Source organism: Aquabacterium sp. (assembly GCF_036279655.1).
GTDB lineage: Bacteria > Pseudomonadota > Gammaproteobacteria > Burkholderiales > Burkholderiaceae_C > Aquabacterium.
In genome coordinates this window covers 38,322-57,044 of the sequence record NZ_DASUIT010000060.1, presented here as the reverse complement: position 1 = coordinate 57,044, position 18,723 = coordinate 38,322, and the positions used below count along the sequence as shown (strand labels likewise).

The 18,723-nt window shown below is 64.2% G+C and carries 16 protein-coding genes; 13 read left to right on the top strand and 3 right to left on the bottom strand.

Annotation, left to right across the window (positions count from 1 at the left end; translation table 11 throughout):
* Window positions 1-25: 25 nt before the first annotated feature.
* A complete protein-coding gene (uvrA, locus tag VFW84_RS07060; RefSeq protein ID WP_414638918.1) occupies window positions 26-2,929 on the top strand; it encodes an excinuclease ABC subunit UvrA in 2,904 nt (967 codons plus the stop codon).
* Between the two features lie 102 nt (window positions 2,930-3,031).
* Entirely contained in the window at window positions 3,032-4,696 is a 1,665-nt protein-coding gene (locus tag VFW84_RS07055; RefSeq protein WP_329679739.1) for a hybrid sensor histidine kinase/response regulator, read from the top strand.
* 8 nt (window positions 4,697-4,704) lie between these two features.
* On the opposite strand, the gene metH is transcribed toward VFW84_RS07055, so the two are convergent.
* From metH to VFW84_RS07040, 3 genes are all read right to left on the bottom strand, one after another.
* Window positions 4,705-7,521, bottom strand: a complete 2,817-nt coding sequence (metH, locus tag VFW84_RS07050; RefSeq protein ID WP_329679738.1) for a methionine synthase — start codon at window positions 7,519-7,521, stop codon at window positions 4,705-4,707.
* 151 nt (window positions 7,522-7,672) lie between these two features.
* Window positions 7,673-7,909: a YdcH family protein gene (locus VFW84_RS07045; protein WP_329679737.1), complete on the bottom strand. Its 237-nt coding sequence runs from the start codon at window positions 7,907-7,909 to the stop codon at window positions 7,673-7,675.
* Window positions 7,910-7,985: 76 nt separating this feature from the next.
* Entirely contained in the window at window positions 7,986-9,110 is a 1,125-nt protein-coding gene (locus VFW84_RS07040; protein ID WP_329679736.1) for a patatin-like phospholipase family protein, read from the bottom strand.
* 186 nt (window positions 9,111-9,296) lie between these two features.
* On the opposite strand from VFW84_RS07040, the gene recA reads away from it, so the two are divergent.
* The 11 genes from recA (at window position 9,297) to VFW84_RS06985 (ending at window position 18,596) form a co-directional block, all read left to right on the top strand.
* Window positions 9,297-10,355: a recombinase RecA gene (recA, locus tag VFW84_RS07035; RefSeq protein WP_329679735.1), complete on the top strand. Its 1,059-nt coding sequence runs from the start codon at window positions 9,297-9,299 to the stop codon at window positions 10,353-10,355.
* Between the two features lie 151 nt (window positions 10,356-10,506).
* Window positions 10,507-10,782: a BrnT family toxin gene (locus VFW84_RS07030; RefSeq protein ID WP_329679734.1), complete on the top strand. Its 276-nt coding sequence runs from the start codon at window positions 10,507-10,509 to the stop codon at window positions 10,780-10,782.
* A complete protein-coding gene (locus tag VFW84_RS07025; protein WP_329679733.1) occupies window positions 10,760-11,071 on the top strand; it encodes a BrnA antitoxin family protein in 312 nt (103 codons plus the stop codon). Before VFW84_RS07030 ends, VFW84_RS07025 begins: the two co-directional genes overlap by 23 nt.
* A 14-nt stretch (window positions 11,072-11,085) precedes the next feature.
* Window positions 11,086-11,526 (top strand): recombination regulator RecX, encoded by a 441-nt coding sequence (gene recX, locus VFW84_RS07020; RefSeq protein ID WP_329679732.1) that lies wholly within the window; start codon window positions 11,086-11,088, stop codon window positions 11,524-11,526.
* 165 nt (window positions 11,527-11,691) lie between these two features.
* Entirely contained in the window at window positions 11,692-12,852 is a 1,161-nt protein-coding gene (sucC, locus tag VFW84_RS07015; protein WP_329679731.1) for an ADP-forming succinate--CoA ligase subunit beta, read from the top strand.
* A 19-nt stretch (window positions 12,853-12,871) separates the two neighbouring features.
* Window positions 12,872-13,765, top strand: coding sequence for a succinate--CoA ligase subunit alpha (gene sucD / locus VFW84_RS07010; RefSeq protein WP_329679730.1), 894 nt, complete (start codon window positions 12,872-12,874; stop codon window positions 13,763-13,765).
* 65 nt (window positions 13,766-13,830) lie between these two features.
* Window positions 13,831-14,538: a TerC family protein gene (locus tag VFW84_RS07005; RefSeq protein ID WP_329679729.1), complete on the top strand. Its 708-nt coding sequence runs from the start codon at window positions 13,831-13,833 to the stop codon at window positions 14,536-14,538.
* 63 nt (window positions 14,539-14,601) lie between these two features.
* Complete coding sequence (locus tag VFW84_RS07000) at window positions 14,602-16,137, top strand: serine/threonine-protein kinase (RefSeq protein WP_329679728.1); 1,536 nt, start codon at window positions 14,602-14,604, stop codon at window positions 16,135-16,137.
* A gap of 29 nt (window positions 16,138-16,166) precedes the next feature.
* Entirely contained in the window at window positions 16,167-16,967 is an 801-nt protein-coding gene (locus VFW84_RS06995; RefSeq protein ID WP_329679727.1) for a Stp1/IreP family PP2C-type Ser/Thr phosphatase, read from the top strand.
* A 43-nt stretch (window positions 16,968-17,010) separates the two neighbouring features.
* A complete protein-coding gene (locus VFW84_RS06990; RefSeq protein ID WP_329679726.1) occupies window positions 17,011-17,772 on the top strand; it encodes an FHA domain-containing protein in 762 nt (253 codons plus the stop codon).
* An 8-nt stretch (window positions 17,773-17,780) separates the two neighbouring features.
* Window positions 17,781-18,596 (top strand): 3',5'-cyclic-nucleotide phosphodiesterase, encoded by an 816-nt coding sequence (locus VFW84_RS06985; protein ID WP_329679725.1) that lies wholly within the window; start codon window positions 17,781-17,783, stop codon window positions 18,594-18,596.
* The last annotated feature ends 127 nt before the right edge of the window (window positions 18,597-18,723 follow it).

Below are 18,723 nucleotides of genomic sequence, written 5' to 3'. Positions count from 1 at the left end.
GGCGTCTTTGCCCGCCGTTCGTCCGATGTCTCGCCCCCCTTCCCGTAGTGCATCCCATGGCGCGTCCCGCCATGACGTGCCGATGATCCAGATCCGCGGTGCACGCACCCACAATCTCAAGAACATCGACCTCGATCTGCCTCGCCACGAACTGGTGGTCATCACCGGTCTGTCGGGTTCGGGCAAGTCCAGCCTGGCATTCGACACCCTCTATGCCGAGGGGCAGCGCCGCTATGTGGAAAGCCTCTCCGCCTACGCCCGCCAGTTCCTGCAGTTAATGGACAAGCCCGATGTGGATGTGATCGAGGGCCTGTCGCCCGCGATTTCCATCGAGCAAAAGGCCACCAGCCACAACCCGCGCTCCACCGTGGGCACGGTCACCGAGATCCACGATTACCTGCGCCTGCTGTTTGCCCGCGCAGGCACGCCCTACTGTCCCGACCACGCGATGCCCCTGCAGTCGCAGAGCGTCAGTCAGATGGTCGATGCGGCCCTGGCCCTGCCCGAAGACACCAAGCTGATGGTGCTGGCCCCGGTGATGCGCGACCGCAAGGGCGAGCACGCCGAGCTGTTCGCCGACATGCAGGCCCAGGGATATGTGCGCTTTCGGATCAATGGCCAGATCGTCGAGGCGGCCGATCTCAAGCCCCTGGTCAAGAATGAGAAGCACGATGTTGACGTGGTGATCGACCGCCTCAAGGTGCGCGGTGACATGGCCCAGCGCCTGGCCGAGAGCTTCGAGGCCGCCTTGCGCCTGGCCGACGGTCGCGCCATCGCCCTGGAGATGGATTCGGGTCAGGAGCACCTGTTTTCAGCCAAGTTCGCCTGCCCGGTGTGCAGCTACTCCCTGGCCGAACTTGAACCCCGCCTGTTTTCCTTCAACTCCCCCGTGGGGGCCTGCCCGACCTGCGACGGCCTGGGCCAGGTCATCGCCTTCGATCCCGAGCGCGTGGTGGCCTTCCCCTCGCTCAGCCTGGGCAGCGGCGCGGTCAAGGGCTGGGATCGCCGCAACCCCTACACCTACTCCCTGCTGGAGAGCATCGGCCGCCACTATGGCGTGGACATCGAACAGCCCTTCGAGGACCTGCCCGCCGACTTCCAGCAGGTGATCCTGTATGGCTCGGCCCCGGTCGAGATCGAGTTCACCTACGAGGCCGATGGCCCCAGCGGCAAAAAGCGCAAGGTCAAGCGTCACCACGCCTTCGAGGGCGTGATCCCCAACTTCGAGCGCCGCTTCAAGGAGACGGATTCCCCGGCCGTGCGCGAGGAACTGGGCCGCTACCAGCAGCCCAAGGCCTGCCCGGACTGCCATGGCACACGCCTGCGCCGCGAGGCCCGTCACGTCAAACTGTTCAATGTGGACACGGGCGACACCCGCGCCATCTACGAGATCGCCCACAGCACCCTGGCCGAGGCCTTTGCCTACTTCGACACCCTGCACCTGCAGGGTGCCAAGGCCGAGATCGCCGCCAAAGTGGTGCAGGAGATCCGCTCGCGCCTGCGCTTTCTCAACGATGTGGGCCTGAACTACCTCAGCCTGGACCGCAGTGCCGACACCCTGTCGGGAGGCGAGGCCCAGCGCATCCGCCTGGCCTCGCAGATCGGCTCGGGTCTGACCGGGGTGATGTATGTGCTCGACGAGCCCAGCATCGGCCTGCACCAGCGCGACAACGACCGCCTGATCGGCACCCTCAAGCACCTGCGTGACTTGGGCAACAGCGTCATCGTGGTCGAGCACGACGAGGACATGATCCGCGCCGCCGACCATGTCGTCGACATGGGCCCGGGGGCCGGGGTGCATGGCGGGCGCGTGCTGGCCCAGGGCACGCCCGACGAGGTCACGGCCCACCCGGACAGCCTTACGGGCCGCTACCTGGCGCGTGCGCTGCGCATCGAGGTGCCCACCACGCGTCGGGCCGTCACGGCCGAGACCCCGCGCCTGCGCATCGTCAATGCCCGAGGCCACAACCTCAAGGGAGTCACCGCCGAGATCCCCGCTGGCCTGCTGACCTGTGTGACCGGCGTGTCAGGTTCGGGCAAGAGCACCCTGGTCAACGACACGCTGTATGCGGCCGTGGCGCGCAAGCTCTACCAGAGCCACCTGGAGCCCGCGCCGCACGACGAGATCGAGGGTCTGGAGCTCTTCGACAAGGTCATCAATGTGGACCAGTCGCCCATCGGGCGCACGCCGCGCAGCAATCCGGCCACCTACACCGGCCTGTTCACCCCCATCCGTGAGCTGTTTGCCGAAGTGCCGGCCGCGCGTGAGCGGGGTTATGGCGCGGGGCGCTTCTCCTTCAACGTGGCCGGTGGCCGTTGCGAGGCCTGCCAGGGGGATGGGGTGCTCAAGGTGGAGATGCACTTCCTGCCCGATGTCTATGTGCCCTGCGACGTGTGCCATGGCAAGCGTTACAACCGCGAAACCCTGGAGATCCTCTACAAGGGCAAGAACATCCACGAGACCCTGAACCTGACGGTCGAGGACGCGCTGGCCTTCTTCAGTGCCGTGCCCTCGATCGCCCGCAAGCTGCAGACCCTGATGGACGTGGGGCTGGGCTACATCCGCCTGGGACAGAGCGCGACCACCCTGTCGGGAGGCGAGGCGCAGCGCGTCAAGTTGGCACTGGAGTTGTCCAAACGCGACACGGGTCGCACGCTTTACATTCTGGACGAGCCCACCACGGGCCTGCACTTCCACGACATCGCTCTGCTGCTCAAGGTGCTGCATCAGTTGCGAGACGCGGGCAACACCATCGTCGTGATCGAGCACAACCTGGACGTCATCAAGACGGCAGACTGGCTGCTGGACATGGGCCCCGAGGGGGGCTCAGGTGGCGGCACCTTGCTCATGGCCGGGACACCCGAGCAACTGGCAGATCACCCGGACAGTTACACGGGTATTTACCTCAAACCACTTCTCTTGTCCTGAAATTTTGCTGAATTTGGCCTGAAATCTGCGGTCAATCCCCATAGGCAAGTCATGACGCCTTGTGTCAGAGTGATACAAGTGTCTTAGTCTGTTGGAGCGTTGATGTTCGGGAAGTCCCATGACGGGTCAGAGGAAGACGTCCAGCACTGGAAGGACGAGGCATTGGCCTTGCGTGAGCAGGTCAGCGCCCTGCAGGCCGAGGTGGCCGTGCTGGGCAGCCTCAGCCGCAATGTGCCGGGGGTCATCTACGTGCTGGAGCCTGACGCTCAAGGCCGTCCCTGCATCACCTACGTCAACGACGGCCTGCGTGAGTTGCTGGGCCTGGAGCCGCAGGCCCTGCGCGACGACTTCGAGCAGATCTACCGTGACATGCATCCCGACGATGTGGCCTATATGCGCAAGGTCTGCAGTACAGGGCTCACGGCGATGGAGCCGGCACGCTACGAGTTCCGCGTGAACGTACCGGGCAAGGGCTGGCGCACCATGGGTGGCCGGGCCTTGCGGGGCACGGTCAGCGGGCGCAGCGCCCGTTTCGGCTACCTGCACGACATCACCGAGCACAAGCTCTACCAGGAGGCCACCATCAAGGCCCGTGCGGCCGAGCAGGCCAGTGCGGCCAAGTCGGAGTTCCTCTCGCGCATGAGCCATGAGCTGCGCACGCCGCTCAATGCCGTGCTCGGCTTTGCCCAGTTGCTCAAGCTCAGCGAGAGCGATCCCCTGACGAGCGGGCAGCGCGGCAAGATCGACCTGATGGAGCGTGCCGGTCAGCACCTGCTGGCCGTGATCAACGACGTGCTGGACCTCTCCCGCATCGAGGCAGGGCAATTGCCTTTGTCCATCGAGAACGTCTCCATCGCCGATGCCTTCGAGAATGCCTTGTCGCTGACCAGCGGCCTGGCGCAGACCAGCGATGTCACGCTGCAGGCCTGGCAGGATTTGCGTCAGGTGGGCGTGCGGGCGGATCGCCTGCGCCTGCAGCAGGTGCTGGTCAATCTGCTGTCCAACGGCATCAAGTACAACCATGCCGGGGGCCTCGTGACCCTGAGCGCCTGGGTTGAAGGCGATCGCGTGGCCCTGCAGGTGGCCGACAACGGCCCCGGCATGACGAGCGAACAGCTCTCGCATCTGTTTGAGCCTTTCAACCGCCTGGGTGCCGAGAACACCCCCGTCGAAGGTTCGGGCATCGGCCTGGTCATTGTGCGGCGCCTGTTGCAGCTGATGGGCGGGGATCTCGAAGTGCACAGCCAGGCCGGACAGGGCTCGAACATGATCTGCTGGTTGCCGTGCGCTGACCTGGAGGCCCTGCCGGTGTCGCCGCGCGGCTGGCCGGCCGCACCTTCGCCCGACGTGGAGGCGGCGGCCCATGCCGACGACCTGCCGTGGTTCAAGGTGCTCTATGCCGAGGACAACGAGGTCAACATCAACCTGATCAGCGAGATCTTCGCCTTGCGGCCGCATTGCGTGCTCACCATCGCCCGCAGTGGTCAGGAGGCCATCGCTGCGGTTCGACGCACCCGTCCGGACCTGCTCTTGCTGGACATGCAGCTGGGTGACATGAACGGTTTCGACGTGGTGGACCAGCTGGAGCGGGATCCGACCACAGCGGGTCTGCCGCGCGTGGCACTGTCGGCCGACGCCATGCCCGACACCATGCGTAAGGCGCAGGCGCAGGGCTTTCGCTGGTACCTCACCAAGCCCGTGGACGTGATGGCCCTGATTTCGGTGGTCGACGCCCTCACCGACGAGGCTCGCCCGAGCGAAGGCTGATCATCCGTTCACAGATTGGGTGACAGGGCCCGCTCGGCCTCGGCCAGGCTCAGGCCCGTGCGGTGGGCCCAGGCCTCCACCTGATCCCCACCGATCTTGCCCACATTGAAGTAGGCCGCCTCCGGGTGAGACAGGTAAAAGCCGCTGACGCTGGCCGCGGGCATCATGGCCAGGCTCTCGGTCAGGTGCATGTGGACCTCATGGGCGTCGAGCACACGGAACATCTCGCGCTTGACCGTGTGATCCGGGCAGGCCGGGTAGCCCGGCGCCGGACGGATGCCGCGGTACTGCTCCTTGATCAGGGCCGTGTTGTCCAGGTGCTCATCGGCGGCATAGCCCCAGAACTCCTTGCGCACGCGCTCGTGCATGCGCTCGGCAAAGGCTTCGGCCAGGCGGTCGGCCAGAGCCTTGAGCATGATGGCCGAGTAGTCATCGTGGTGGGCCAGGAACTCGGCCTCCTTTTTCTCGATGTTCAAGCCGGCGGTCACGGCAAACAGGCCGATGTAGTCGGGCTTGACGCCCTTGGGGGCTACGAAGTCGGCCAGCGATCGGTTGGGGCGCTTGACCCCGTCGACCACGGGACGCTCGGTCTGCATGCGCAGCGGCGACCAGCTCATCAGCGCATGGCTGCGTGTTTCGTCCGCGTAGATTTCGATGGTGTCGTCATCCACGGTGTTGGCCGGGTACAGGCCGATCACGCCATGGGCGGTCAGCCAGCGGCCATCGACGATGCGCTTGAGCATGGCCTGGGCATCGGCAAAGACCTTCCTGGCCTCGGTGCCCACGACCTCGTCATCGAGGATGGCGGGGAAGGGCCCGGCCAGATCCCAGGTCTGGAAGAAGGGCGCCCAGTCGATGTAGGGAGCCAGTTCACCCAGATCCACGTTCTTGAACACGCGGCGGCCGATGAAACGTGGCACCTCGGGGGTGTGCTGTTCAAAGTCCACCCGGGCCTTGTTGGCGCGGGCCTCGGCCAGCGACACCATGGGTGTGGCCTTCTTGTTGGCATGCTGCTGGCGCACGCGCTCGTAGTCCGCGTTCAGCTCGGCAATGTAGGCCTGCTGGCGCTCGGGACTGAGCAGCTCGGAGCACACGCCCACCGCGCGCGATGCGTCGGGCACATAGACCACGGGGCCGCTGTAGTGGGGGGCGATCTTGACGGCAGTGTGCACGCGCGAGCAGGTGGCACCGCCGATCAGCAGCGGCGTCTTGCGGCTGCGGAAGTACTCATCGCGCTCCATCTCGGCGGCCACGTACTGCATCTCTTCCAGGCTGGGCGTGATCAGGCCCGACAGGCCGACGATGTCCGCACCCACTTCCTTGGCCTTGGCCAGGATGTCCTTGCAGGCCACCATCACGCCCATGTTGACCACTTCGAAGTTATTGCACTGCAGGACCACCGTGACGATGTTCTTGCCGATGTCGTGCACATCGCCCTTGACCGTGGCGATCACGATCTTGCCCTTGGCCTTGACATCGCCGCCGCTGAGCTCGAGCAGGCGCTTTTCTTCCTCGATGTAGGGCACCAGGTGGGCCACGGCCTGCTTCATCACGCGGGCCGACTTGACCACCTGCGGCAGGAACATCTTGCCCGCGCCAAACAGGTCGCCCACCGTGTTCATGCCGCTCATCAGCGGGCCTTCGATCACGTGCAGCGGGCGGCCACCGCGCGCCTTGATGTGCTGCCAGGCTTCTTCGGTGTCGTGGTTGATGAAATCGGTGATGCCATGCACCAGGGCGTGGCTCAGGCGGGTGTCGACCGGCACGGGCTCGTCGGCCGTACCGCGCCAGGCCAGCTTGGCGCTGTCGTCCTTGGCGGCGCCCTTGACTTGCTCGGCAATGGCCAGCAGGCGCTCCGTGGGCGTCAGGCTGGTGTCCTCGCCATCCTTGAACACGGGCTGGCGGTTGAGCACGATGTCCTCGACCAGCTCGCGCAGGGTGGGGTCCAGATCATCGTACACACCGACCATGCCGGCGTTGACGATGCCCATGTCCATGCCCGCCTGGATGGCGTGGTACAGAAAGACCGTGTGGATGGCCTCGCGCACCGGCTCGTTGCCGCGGAAGCTGAAGGACACATTGGACACCCCCCCCGAGACCTTGGCGCCGGGCAGGTTCTGCTTGATCCAGCGCGTGGCGTTGATGAAGTCCACGGCGTAGTTGTCGTGCTCTTCAATGCCGGTGGCAATGGCAAAGATGTTGGGGTCGAAGACGATGTCCTCGGGCGCAAAACCCACCTCGTCGACCAGGATGCGGTAGGCGCGCTCGCAGATCTCGATCTTGCGCGCATAGGTGTCGGCCTGGCCCCGTTCGTCAAAGGCCATGACCACGGCCGCAGCGCCGTAGCGCTTGACCAGTCTGGCCTGGTGGCGGAAGTTGTCCTCGCCTTCCTTGAGCGAGATCGAATTGACGATGCCCTTGCCCTGGATGCACTTGAGACCGGCCTCGATCACCTCCCACTTGGAGGAGTCGATCATGATGGGCACGCGGGCGATCTCCGGCTCACCGGCGATCAGGTTCAGGAAGCGCACCATGGCGGCCTGGCTGTCCAGCATGGCCTCGTCCATGTTGATGTCGATGACCTGGGCGCCGTTTTCCACCTGCTGGCGTGCCACGGACAGGGCGTCTTCGAAGCGCCCTTCCAGGATCATGCGGGCAAAAGCCTTGGAGCCCGTCACATTGGTGCGTTCACCCACATTGACGAACAGCGAGCCCTGGCCGATGAGCACCGGCTCCAGGCCGGACAGGCGCATGGGCGCCACGTGTTGGGCGGAGCGGGGGGCGCCAGGTGTGGCGTCGGAAGGGGTGCGGGCAGACTCGGTCATCCGCCGATTTTAACGGTCCACCGTTACCCACGATCTCGGGGACCCAATGAGAAAAGGGCGCGGCGCTTGTGGCGCCGAGCCCCGAGGCGCTGTCGATGCCGTCCGATCAGACGGCACGCAGCGATGCCTTAACCGATGTGAGGCCGGTGTCTCAGGCCTTCAGCAAGGCGTACAACTCATCCTTGAGGTGCACGCGCTTGAGCTTCTTTTCTTCCAGTTCGGCGGCCGAGCCGTGTTCGGTGCCGTTCTCCAGGCGGATGACCGCCTTGTCGACCTCTTCGTACTCGCGGTTCAGGCGGGCGAAGTGGGTGCTGTTGATCTTGAGATCGTGGATCTTGTCCTTGAGTTCAGGGAAGTCGCGAGCCAGGGGGTGATTGTCCAGATCCATAAGGTCTCCTGTTGTGGGGGCGAAAACTTCAGTGTTTTCATGCTGCCTGAAATCGCGAAGTGAGCCTTGAGGAATGTCAAGGCTTGATGGCTTGGCTCAGGAAGGCGCTCTCGATGTCCAGCGAGCTGCGCTGCCCCACATCCTGCCGATGCGCCTTCAGCCACCGATCCGCTGCCTGATGCCCCAGGTCGTGCAGATGCTGCAGGAAGGTGGCGTCGGTGTTGAACTTGCTCGATGCGTTGTAGGGCAGCAGCCCCTCGTCGTCGGCCACCATGTGCAGGTGCAGGTGCTTGTAGCGCCCAGGGTCCAGCTTTTCTTCCTTCAACAATCGGGTGACGAAGGCAATGGCCCGCATCTCGCCGATCAGGCTGGTGTTGAAAGTGATCTCGCTGAGCCGGTCGATGATGTCCATGCTGCGCGTGGGCGTGTCCTCGCGCACCAGCGGGTTGATCTTGATGAGCAGGATGTCCAGCGCCTCGGTGTTGTAGATCAGCGGGTAGAGCGCCGGGTTGCCGGTGTAGCCGCCATCCCAGTAGGCCTCGCCATCGATGGTCACGGCCTGAAAGACGAAGGGCAGGGCGGCCGAGGCCATCAGTGCATCGTGGCTCAGCTCCTGATCCGTGAAGACCTTGGCCTGGCCCGTGCGCACCGAGGTGGCGGTCACGAACAGGTGGATGCCACAGCCCCGACAGCCATCGTGCAAGGCCTGCACATCCACGTGGCGGCGCAGCACGTCCTTGAGGGGATTCAGGTTCAGCGGGTTGAACTCGTAGGGGCTGAAGGCACGCGTGAACATGTTCAGCCACTGGTAGGCGGGGAACTGGTCGAAGTTGAACTGGGGCTTGAGCATCCCGTTGGACTCGACCGTCAGGGGCGAGAAGATGGGGCCGTGTCCGCTGATGTCGCGCCAGAAGTCGCGCAGCGATTGCTGAGCCTGCCGCCGCGCCTGAGGCACCCCCCCTTCTGCATGGCCCTTGACATAGCCACTGAGCATCACGGCGCCATTGAGCGCGCCTGCGCTGGTGCCCGAGATGCCGCAGATGTCCAGCCCGTCGTCGTCCAGCAGGCGGTCCAGCACCCCCCAGGTGAAGGCACCGTGCGAGCCGCCGCCCTGCAGCGCCAGATCCACGGCCGGGCGCTGTGTTGATCCCTTGCGGCGAGAGGGGCGGGTGGTCTTTCTGGCGGGGCGGGCGGTGCTCATTCAGGTCCGGTGCGTGTCATGTTGCATTGCAGCATAGCACTTCACCCAGAGGTGTGCCCACCTCTGGGTGAGCCCATCGGGGTGAGAAAAAAATGCCGCAAAGTACTGTACAAAGATCCAGCCTTTGACATAATGGCGCCAATTCATCACCAGCCGCCCCATCGTGCGGCGCCACGGAGACCCTGCATGGAAGCCACCACCGCCAAGTCCGCCCTCAGCGCTGAAAAAGCCAAAGCCCTTCAGGCCGCCCTGGCCCAGATCGAAAAGCAGTTCGGCAAGGGCTCCATCATGCGACTGGGCGAGGGCGAAGTGGTCGAGGACATCCAGGTTGTCTCCACCGGCTCGCTCGGCCTGGACATCGCCCTGGGGGTGGGCGGCCTGCCCCGTGGCCGCGTGGTCGAGATCTACGGCCCCGAGTCCTCCGGCAAGACCACCCTGACCTTGCAGGTCATTGCCGAGATGCAGAAGCAAGGCGGCGTCTGCGCCTTCATCGATGCTGAACACGCCCTGGATGCCCAGTACGCGCAAAAGCTGGGTGTCAACCTGCAGGATCTGCTGATCTCCCAGCCCGACACCGGCGAGCAGGCCCTGGAAATCGTCGACGCCCTGGTGCGCTCCGGCTCGGTGGACCTGATCGTGATCGACTCGGTGGCGGCCCTGACCCCCAAGGCCGAACTCGAAGGCGAAATGGGCGATGCCCTGCCGGGCCTGCAGGCCCGCCTGATGAGCCAGGCCCTGCGCAAGCTCACCGCCACGATCAAGAAGACCAACTGCATGGTCATCTTCATCAACCAGATCCGCATGAAGATCGGTGTGATGTTCGGCAGCCCCGAAACCACCACCGGCGGCAACGCCCTGAAGTTCTACGCTTCCGTGCGTCTGGACATCCGCCGCGTTGGCTCCATCAAGAAGGGCGATGAGGTCATCGGCAACGAGACCAAGGTCAAGGTGGTCAAGAACAAGGTCTCGCCTCCGTTCAAGACGGCCGAATTCGACATCCTCTACGGCGAGGGCATCTCCCGCGAGGGCGAGGTCATCGACCTGGGCGTCACCGCCAAGATCGTCGACAAGGCTGGCGCCTGGTACGCCTACAACGGCGAGAAGATCGGCCAGGGCAAGGACAACGCCCGTGAGTTCCTGCGCGAAAACCCCGAACTGGCCCGCGAGATCGAGAACAAGATCCGCGAATCGCTGGACATCGCTCTGCTGCCGGCTTCTGTCAAACACGACGATTCAGCCGCCTGAGACTGATCGCGGTCTGATCCTTCAATCAGTCGCTGGGCGACCGAGCTGACCATCGTCAGGTCAGGCCTTGTCACGCCTGGCCAAGCGCTTGGACTGAGTCGTGAGCACGTAGCGAATCACGTGCACGGCTTGATTGTTGTGGGTACAATAAATGAGGATCACCTACGATCCAGCCAAATGTTTGCGCAACGAGCAGGAGCGAGGCTTGTCGTTCGGCCTCGTCAAGGCCTTTGACTGGAGTTCCGCGCTGATCGTCGAAGACACGCGAGTGAATTACCAGGAAAGGCGTTATCAGGCACTGGGCTGGCTGGAGGGGCATCTGCACATGCTGGTCTTTACGCCGAGAGATGCGGCGGTTCATGTGATCAGCCTTCGCAAGGCCAACCAAAGAGAAAGGAGGCGCTATGCCTCGCAAACCGAATCCTGAGTTGTTGGATGACGATGCGCCAGAAGCCACCAAGGAGTGGTTCGCTCAAGCGCAACCCGCTTCGCAAGTGTTGGGGGACCTGTTTGGTGACAAGGCAGCGAAGGACATGCTCAAGCCTAAGCGGGGTCGGCCTGCGCTGGACAAACCCAAGGAGCATGTCAATATCCGCTTGGACGCGGACGTGCTCGGTGCGTTCAAGGAAACGGGTGCTGGCTGGCAGACGCGCATCAATCAGGTGTTGAGGGAGTGGCTCAAAACGCACCCCAAAGCCAAGGTATCAGGGCTGTGAGTGGTGCTCCCGGTTTGTCCCTCAAAGGACGGGCCCTCAAATACCTCGCGGCCCGGGAGCATTCCCGGGTCGAGTTGATGCGCAAGCTGGGCCCGCATGCCGAGTCGCCCGAGCAGATCGAGCAGGTGCTCGATGAACTGGAGCGCCGGGGGCTGCTGTCGGCCGAGCGCTTTGCCGAGTCGGTCATTCACCGCAAGGCCGCTCGTTATGGCGCGGCGCGCCTCAAGGCCGAACTGGCCCAGCACCGCCTGCCAGAGGACATCACCCGCGCGGCCGCCCAGCAGTTGCGTGAGTCCGAGTTCGACCGCGCCCGTGCCTTGTGGTTGAGGCGCTTTGGCACCCCTCCTGACACGCCTGAGGAGCGGGCGCGCCAGACCCGCTTCCTGGCGGGCCGGGGTTTTGCCGGTGATGTGATCCGCCGCGTGCTGCGGGGCGACGAGCCCATCGGTGACTGATTTGCCGCGTAAATCCCCCGTCTGATCCCCGGGCGACGGTGCTATGCTGGATGCTGCACCGCAAGAATTTACCCAATCACTTGCAGCGCGCCTCCGGAGCCTGATCGGCGCCGGGGGTATTTGTCCTGTTCGACAAGAACGCACTACAACTCCGCGAGTTATCCCATGAAGATTCATGAGTACCAAGGCAAAGAGATCCTGAGCCGATTTGGCGTGCCGGTCCCAAGAGGCATTCCGGCGTTTTCCGTAGACGAGGCCGTGGCCGCCGCTGAAAAGCTGGGCGGACCGGTCTGGGTGGTGAAGGCACAGATCCACGCAGGCGGCCGCGGCAAGGGCGGCGGCGTGAAGGTGGCCAAGTCGCTGGACGACGTGCGCCGCCTGGCCAGCGAGATCCTGGGCATGCAGCTCAAGACGCACCAGACCGGACCTGAAGGCCAGAAGGTCAACCGTCTCTATATTGAAGACGGCGCTGACATCCAGAAAGAATATTACGTGTCGGTCGTGACCGACCGTGCCACCCAGAAGGTGGCGTTCATCGCCTCCAGCGAAGGGGGCATGGACATCGAAGAGGTGGCGCACGCCACTCCCGAAAAGATCATCACCTCGTTCGTGGACCCCCTGGTGGGGCTGACCGATGCCCAGGCCAAGGAGATCGCTGACGGCATCGGCATGCCGGCCGACTCCACCGCCCAGGCGGTCGACATCTTCAAGAAGCTCTATCAGTGCTACATGGAGACCGACGCCTCCCTGGTCGAGATCAACCCTCTGAACCGCGACAGCAAGGGTCAGGTCATGGCCCTGGACGCCAAGTTCAACTTCGACAGCAATGCGCTGTTCCGTCATCCTGAGATCGTCGCCTATCGCGATCTGGACGAAGAAGACCCCGCTGAAATCGAAGCCTCCAAGTTCGATCTGGCCTACATCCAACTCGACGGCAACATCGGTTGCCTGGTCAATGGCGCCGGCCTGGCCATGTCGACCATGGACACCATCAAACTGTTCGGCGGCGAGCCCGCCAACTTCCTGGACGTCGGCGGTGGCGCCACGGCCGAGAAAGTCACCGAAGCTTTCAAGATCATGCTGAAGAACCCGGATGTCAAGGGCATCCTGGTCAACATCTTCGGCGGCATCATGAAGTGCGACACCATCGCCGATGGCGTGATCACCGCCTGCAAGGCCGTGAACCTGAATGTGCCCCTGGTGGTCCGCATGAAGGGCACCAACGAAGACCTGGGCAAGAAGATGCTGGCCGACTCCGGCCTTCCCATCATCGCTGCCGATTCGATGGCTGAAGCCGCGACCAAGATCGTCGCCGCTGTGGCCTAAAGACTAAAAGGACTTCGTCATGAGCATTTTCATCAATAAAGACACCAAGGTCATCACCCAGGGCATCACGGGCAAGACCGGTCAGTTCCACACCCTGGGTTGCCAGGCCTACGCCAACGGCAAGAACGCTTTTGTCGCCGGGGTGAACCCCAAGAAGGCGGGCGAGAAGTTCTCGGACATCCCCATCTACGCCAGCGTCAAGGAAGCGGCTCAGGACACCGGTGCCACCGTGAGCGTCATCTATGTGCCGCCCGCCGGTGCGGCCGATGCCATCTGGGAGGCCGTCGAGGCCGATCTGGACCTGGTCATCGCCATCACCGAAGGCATCCCCGTGCGCGACATGCTGATGGTGCGCAACCGGATGAAGGCCAAGGAAGCCGCCGGTGGCAAGAAGACCCTGCTGCTGGGCCCCAACTGCCCTGGCCTGATCACGCCCGAAGAGATCAAGATCGGCATCATGCCCGGCCACATCCACCGCAAGGGCCGCATCGGCGTGGTGTCCCGCTCGGGCACCCTGACCTATGAGGCGGTGGCTCAACTGACCGAACTGGGTCTGGGCCAGTCCAGCGCCGTGGGCATTGGTGGCGACCCCATCAACGGCCTCAAGCACATCGACGTCATGAAGGCCTTCAACGACGACCCCGACACCGATGCCGTCATCATGATTGGCGAGATCGGCGGTCCCGATGAGGCCGAAGCCGCCCAGTGGTGCAAGGACCACATGAAAAAACCCATCGTCGGCTTCATCGCCGGGGTCACCGCCCCTCCGGGCAAGCGCATGGGTCATGCCGGCGCACTGATCTCCGGTGGCGCCGACACGGCCGATGCCAAGCTGGCCATCATGGAAGAGTGTGGTTTCACCATCACGCGCAATCCGTCGGAGATGGGCAAGCTGCTCAAGGGCCTCCTGTAACGCATCTCGTCGTGATCTGACACCCGCAGCCCCTACACTTGGGGCTGCTTTTTTTTGTGATGACCATGGACGCTTTTCTGACACCTGAGTTCTGGCTGGCCGTCGGCCAGATCGTGATGATCGACGTATTGCTGGGGGGGGACAACGCCGTGGTCATCGCCCTGGCCTGCCGCAACCTCTCTCCCGAGCTGCGCCGCAAGGGCATCCTATGGGGCACGGCCGGGGCCATCTTGCTGCGGGTCGTGCTGATCTTCTTCGCCATGTCCCTGCTGGCGCTGCCTTACCTGAAACTGGTCGGGGCGGCCTTGCTGGTGTGGATCGGTGTCAAGCTGCTGCTGCCGGACGACGGGGATCACGGTGACCTGCGGGCCAGCGACAAGTTGCTGGGCGCCATCAAGACCATCATCGTGGCCGACTTCGTCATGAGCGTGGACAACGTCATCGGCATCGCCGGTGCGGCTCAGGGGGCGGGCCATGAGGGCCATCAGATGCCCCTGGTGATCTTCGGTCTGCTGGTGAGCATTCCCATCATCGTGTGGGGCAGCGGCATCGTTCTGAAATTGATGGACCGTTTTCCGGTCATCATCGTGGCTGGCGGCATGTTGCTGGGCTGGATTGCAGGTACGCTTGTGGTGTCGGACCCGGCATTGCGCGCCTACATTCCCCAGAACGACGTGACACGCTACGCCCTGGGGGTGGCCGGTGCATTGTTTGTGCTGGGGCTGGGCAAGGCCCTGTCCTGGCGCATGGCGGCCCAGTCGGCCAAGGCCTAGGTGCCGGTATGAGGGGGTGGCCCGCTGGGGTCGATCTGTTCAACACAGAGTAAAGGCGCGTTGATGATCTGGATGATCATGTTGTTGCTGCTGGCCCTGGCGCTGGTGCTGGCCTGGTGGATGCTCAAGCAGAATCGCCAGCCGGTGGTGCCCTCGCGCAGCGGTTTCTCATCAACGACGCGTCCGGCCCCCACACGCCCCATGCTGGATGCGGCCACGCGCCCGTCGCGCGACACCCGTCCGCATGAGCCGGCCCCTGTGACTCGCCCTGACCGCCGGCGTGTCAAACCGAGCGAGGACACCGGCCCCGAGACCGTGCTGTCCTACCTGCACTTCCAGAACAGCACGCCCCTGGGGACCAGCGAATACCCCTCCGATCTGGGCAGTGATTTCGGGCCCACCTCGCAGTTCCCCGCCGGTGACGATTCGCCCGATCGTCTGCGCATCGAGCGCGCGTTGGCCGCCCTGCAGCGCATGGAGATCGATCCCGCCTGGGAATCCCTCAAGGGCTTCCGTCCAGCCAAGGACCACTTGGTGGCCACCCTGGAGACCATGGAGCGCGTGGCGCTGGCCTTCGAGCGTGAGCACCGTTATGACGGTGCCCGTGAGGTGTACGAGCACATCGCCGACATCGACCCCACCTGGCGCGACATCAAGCTGCGCCTGATGCGCGCACGGGGTCTGGCTCAGAACGCCAAGGCCAATGCCTGGGGCACCGTGCCGGCCCAGCCCATTCCCGAGGTGGCTCACCGGCAACTGGGCAAGTACCTGATCGACAAGGAAATTGGCCGAGGCGCCATGGGTGCGGTCTATCTGGGCTATGACCCCGCGACCAACCGCCGTGTGGCGCTCAAGACCATGTCGCTGGCCAAGGAGTTCAGCGGGTCGGACCTGGTCGATGCCCGTGAACGTTTCTTGCGGGAGGCCGAGATGGCGGGCCGCCTGGATCACCCCGACATCGTCAGCGTCATCGACGCGGGTGAGGCCGACGGCCTGGCCTTCATCGCCATGGAGCTGGTCGAGGGCACCGATCTGAGCGAGTACACGCAGCCCGACAAGCTGCTGCCACTGATCCAGCTGGTGCCCATCATGGCCCGGGTGGCCGAGGCGCTGGCCTATGCGCATACCCGGGGCGTCACCCACCGGGACATCAAGCCCGGCAACATCATGGTCGATCTGGGCCATGGCGTGGTCAAGGTCATGGACTTCGGTGTGGCCCGGGTGGCGGATGCGGCGCGCACCCGCACCGGGGTGGTCCTGGGCACGCCCACCTTCATGTCGCCCGAGCAACTGGCCGGGCAGACCATCGATGGACGCTCGGACCTGTATTCCCTGGGCGTGACCCTGTTCCAGTTGCTCACGGGCCAATTGCCCTACCGCAATGACTCCATGGCCACCCTGATGCGGGCCATCGGCAGCGAGCCCGTGCCCCATGTGTGCGACCTGCGGCCCGACATTCCCCGCGCCCTGGGCGACATCGTGGCCCTGGCGCTGCAAAAGCACCCGACCACGCGCTACGCCGATGGTCAGCAGATGGCCGAGGATCTGCGGGCGGTGGCGGCGATGCTGCCGGGCGCCCTGGATCTGGACCTGAGCTGACGCACCCCGATCCCGAGAGACAATACGGCATGGACTTCGAGTTCTTCAGTCAGACAGATACAGGACGCCTGCGCACGAACAACGAGGATTCGGTCGCAGTGGATGCGGCCGGCGGTGTGGTGGTGCTGGCCGATGGCATGGGCGGCTACAACGCTGGCGAGGTGGCCAGCCAGATGGCCTGCGATTTCATCTGTGGCGAGCTGGTGCGCTGGCTCAACGAGGCTTCGCAGTCGGCCTCCGATGCCGATGTCAAGCGGGCCATGGACATCTGCGTCGACAACGCCAACCGCGCCATCTTCAATGCGGCCAACTCCAACCCGAACTACGCCGGCATGGGCACGACCCTGGTGCTGGCGGTCTGCCGCGCAGGTCGGGTGCTGATCGGGCACATCGGTGACTCCCGGGCCTACCGCTGGCGTGCCGGCCAGTTGCAGCAGATCACGAAAGACCATTCGTTACTGCAGGAACAGATTGACGCAGGTATCCTCACGCCAGAGCAGGCTGCCGTGTCGGCCAACAAGAACCTGGTCACCCGCGCCGTGGGCGTCGAGGACTATGTCTTGCTGGAAACCCGGACCCATGAGTTGCAAAGTGGCGACATCGTCATGATGTGCTCCGATGGGCTCTCCGACATGCTGGAAGACCGCGAAATTGCTGAAGTCATGGCCCGTCACACCACCTTGCCTGAACTGGGCGCCGCATTGATCGCGGCCGCCAATGAGGCGGGTGGGAGGGATAATATCGCTGTGACGCTGATTCGGGCCCAGGGGGCGCCCGAGCAGCCAGCCAAAACCTGGTGGCCCTTCCGCCGTCTGGGCAGTCCATCCTGAGTTCACCTGAAACATCCCCAACAAAATACCCAAGAGGTTCCGCATGGGAAAGCTGGTCGTCTCGCTAGACGGGGTCGTCATCAAAGAAGTACAGATCACCAAGGAAAAGACCTCGCTCGGCCGTCGGCCCTACAACGACATCGTGATCGACAACCTGGCGGTCAGCGGTGAGCATGCCTTGCTGCAGATGGTGGGCAATGACGTCTTCATTGAAGACCTCAACAGCACCAACGGCACCTACATCAATGGCAAGGCCGTCAAGAAGCAGCTGCTGTCGCACAACGACACGGTCGAGATCGGTAAGTACAAGATCAAGTACCTGTCCGAGGTGGCCGACGAGTTTGAAAAGACCATGGTGATGCGCCCTGGCAGCGGTGGCTTTGCCGGGGTGGGGCAGCGCCCCATGCCGTCGGCTGCACCGCAGGCCGCCGCTCCCTCGGTGGTGCCATCGGCCGCCACCATGCCGATGCCCATGTCGAGCCCGGCGCCCGCACCGGCTGCCGGGTTTGGCGCGTCCTCGGGCTTCGGGGGCCTGTCCACGCAGTCTGCTGCGTCCATCAAGGTGCTCAACGGTGCTGCCGCGGGGCGCGAGGTGCAACTCACCAAGGTGGTGACTACGGTGGGCAAGCCCGGGGTGCAGGTGGCCTCCATCACCAAGCGCCCGGGTGGCTATGTGTTCGCCCATGTCGAGGGCGCGGCCCGTCCGTCCGTCAACGGCGCACCCGTGGCGGGTGATCCGGTGCACCTCAAGAATGGCGATGTCATCGAGCTCGCAGGCACCCAGATGCAATTCATCCAGGCCTGAGCCGCGGCATGATCCGCGTTCTGGGCTGCCATGGTTCCATCGCGGCGCGGTGTCACACCACCTCGTTCCTGCTGCATGACGACATCCTCATCGACGCCGGTACCGGCGTCGGTGAGTTGCGGCTCGACGAGCTGGCGCGCATCGACCACATCCTGCTGAGCCACAGCCACCTCGATCACATCCTGAGTGTGCCCTTGCTGGCCGACAGCGTGATCCGTCTGCGCCAGGGCGCCGGCGGGCTCAGTGAACTGCGACCCATCCAGGTCCATGCCCTGCCCGAGACGCTGGCGGCCCTCCAGGCCCATGTGCTCAATGGCGTCATCTGGCCTGATTTTTCGCGCCTGCCCAGCGTGGCCCACCCCATCCTGACCTTGCACCCCTTCCAGGTCGGCGATGAGTTGCGTTTTCCTGCCCGGGGTGGGCAGGCCGAGCGGGTGGTCCAGGTGCTGCCCGCGGCACACACCGTGCCAGGCGTGGGGTTTGGCGTCGAAACGCCGCAGGGGCTGTGGGTCTACAGCGGAGACACGGGCCCCAACCCGGCCTTGTGGCAGGCCCTGTCGGGTCAGACCATTGCCCAGTTGGTGATCGAAACCGCCTTTGGCAACGACGAGGCCCATCTGGCCGACATCAGCGGCCACTTGTCGCCCCTGTCGCTGGCGCGCGAATTGCGCCAACTGGATGGGCAGGTCAGTGTGTTCATCACCCACCCCAAGCCGGGTGAGGTGCCTGCGGTGTTGTCGCAGATCCGGGCACTGGACAGCCAGCACCGCATCGAACCCCTGCGGGAGGGGCAACGTTTTGGCGCCCCGGTGGCGGACGACTGACAAAAATGGTCACCTGAGTGACTTGGGTGCTGACCAGATTGGTCGACCCAAGGGGGTCTAAAGGTAAACACTTGTGAGTGGCACCCCCCTGGTTTGCGGGTTTACGTGATGGATTTGGCGCCCTCCC

Bases quoted from the DNA above. Each gene is read 5' to 3' on its own strand.
- uvrA (WP_414638918.1), top strand. From the start codon at position 26: ATGTCTCGCCCCCCTTCCCGTAGTGCATCCCATGGCGCGTCCCGCCAT.
- VFW84_RS07055 (WP_329679739.1), top strand. From the start codon at position 3,032: ATGTTCGGGAAGTCCCATGACGGGTCAGAGGAAGACGTCCAGCACTGG.
- metH (WP_329679738.1), bottom strand. From the start codon at position 7,521: ATGACCGAGTCTGCCCGCACCCCTTCCGACGCCACACCTGGCGCCCCC.
- VFW84_RS07045 (WP_329679737.1), bottom strand. From the start codon at position 7,909: ATGGATCTGGACAATCACCCCCTGGCTCGCGACTTCCCTGAACTCAAG.
- VFW84_RS07040 (WP_329679736.1), bottom strand. From the start codon at position 9,110: ATGAGCACCGCCCGCCCCGCCAGAAAGACCACCCGCCCCTCTCGCCGC.
- recA (WP_329679735.1), top strand. From the start codon at position 9,297: ATGGAAGCCACCACCGCCAAGTCCGCCCTCAGCGCTGAAAAAGCCAAA.
- VFW84_RS07030 (WP_329679734.1), top strand. From the start codon at position 10,507: ATGAGGATCACCTACGATCCAGCCAAATGTTTGCGCAACGAGCAGGAG.
- VFW84_RS07025 (WP_329679733.1), top strand. From the start codon at position 10,760: ATGCCTCGCAAACCGAATCCTGAGTTGTTGGATGACGATGCGCCAGAA.
- sucC (WP_329679731.1), top strand. From the start codon at position 11,692: ATGAAGATTCATGAGTACCAAGGCAAAGAGATCCTGAGCCGATTTGGC.
- sucD (WP_329679730.1), top strand. From the start codon at position 12,872: ATGAGCATTTTCATCAATAAAGACACCAAGGTCATCACCCAGGGCATC.
- VFW84_RS07005 (WP_329679729.1), top strand. From the start codon at position 13,831: ATGGACGCTTTTCTGACACCTGAGTTCTGGCTGGCCGTCGGCCAGATC.
- VFW84_RS07000 (WP_329679728.1), top strand. From the start codon at position 14,602: ATGATCTGGATGATCATGTTGTTGCTGCTGGCCCTGGCGCTGGTGCTG.
- VFW84_RS06995 (WP_329679727.1), top strand. From the start codon at position 16,167: ATGGACTTCGAGTTCTTCAGTCAGACAGATACAGGACGCCTGCGCACG.
- VFW84_RS06990 (WP_329679726.1), top strand. From the start codon at position 17,011: ATGGGAAAGCTGGTCGTCTCGCTAGACGGGGTCGTCATCAAAGAAGTA.
- VFW84_RS06985 (WP_329679725.1), top strand. From the start codon at position 17,781: ATGATCCGCGTTCTGGGCTGCCATGGTTCCATCGCGGCGCGGTGTCAC.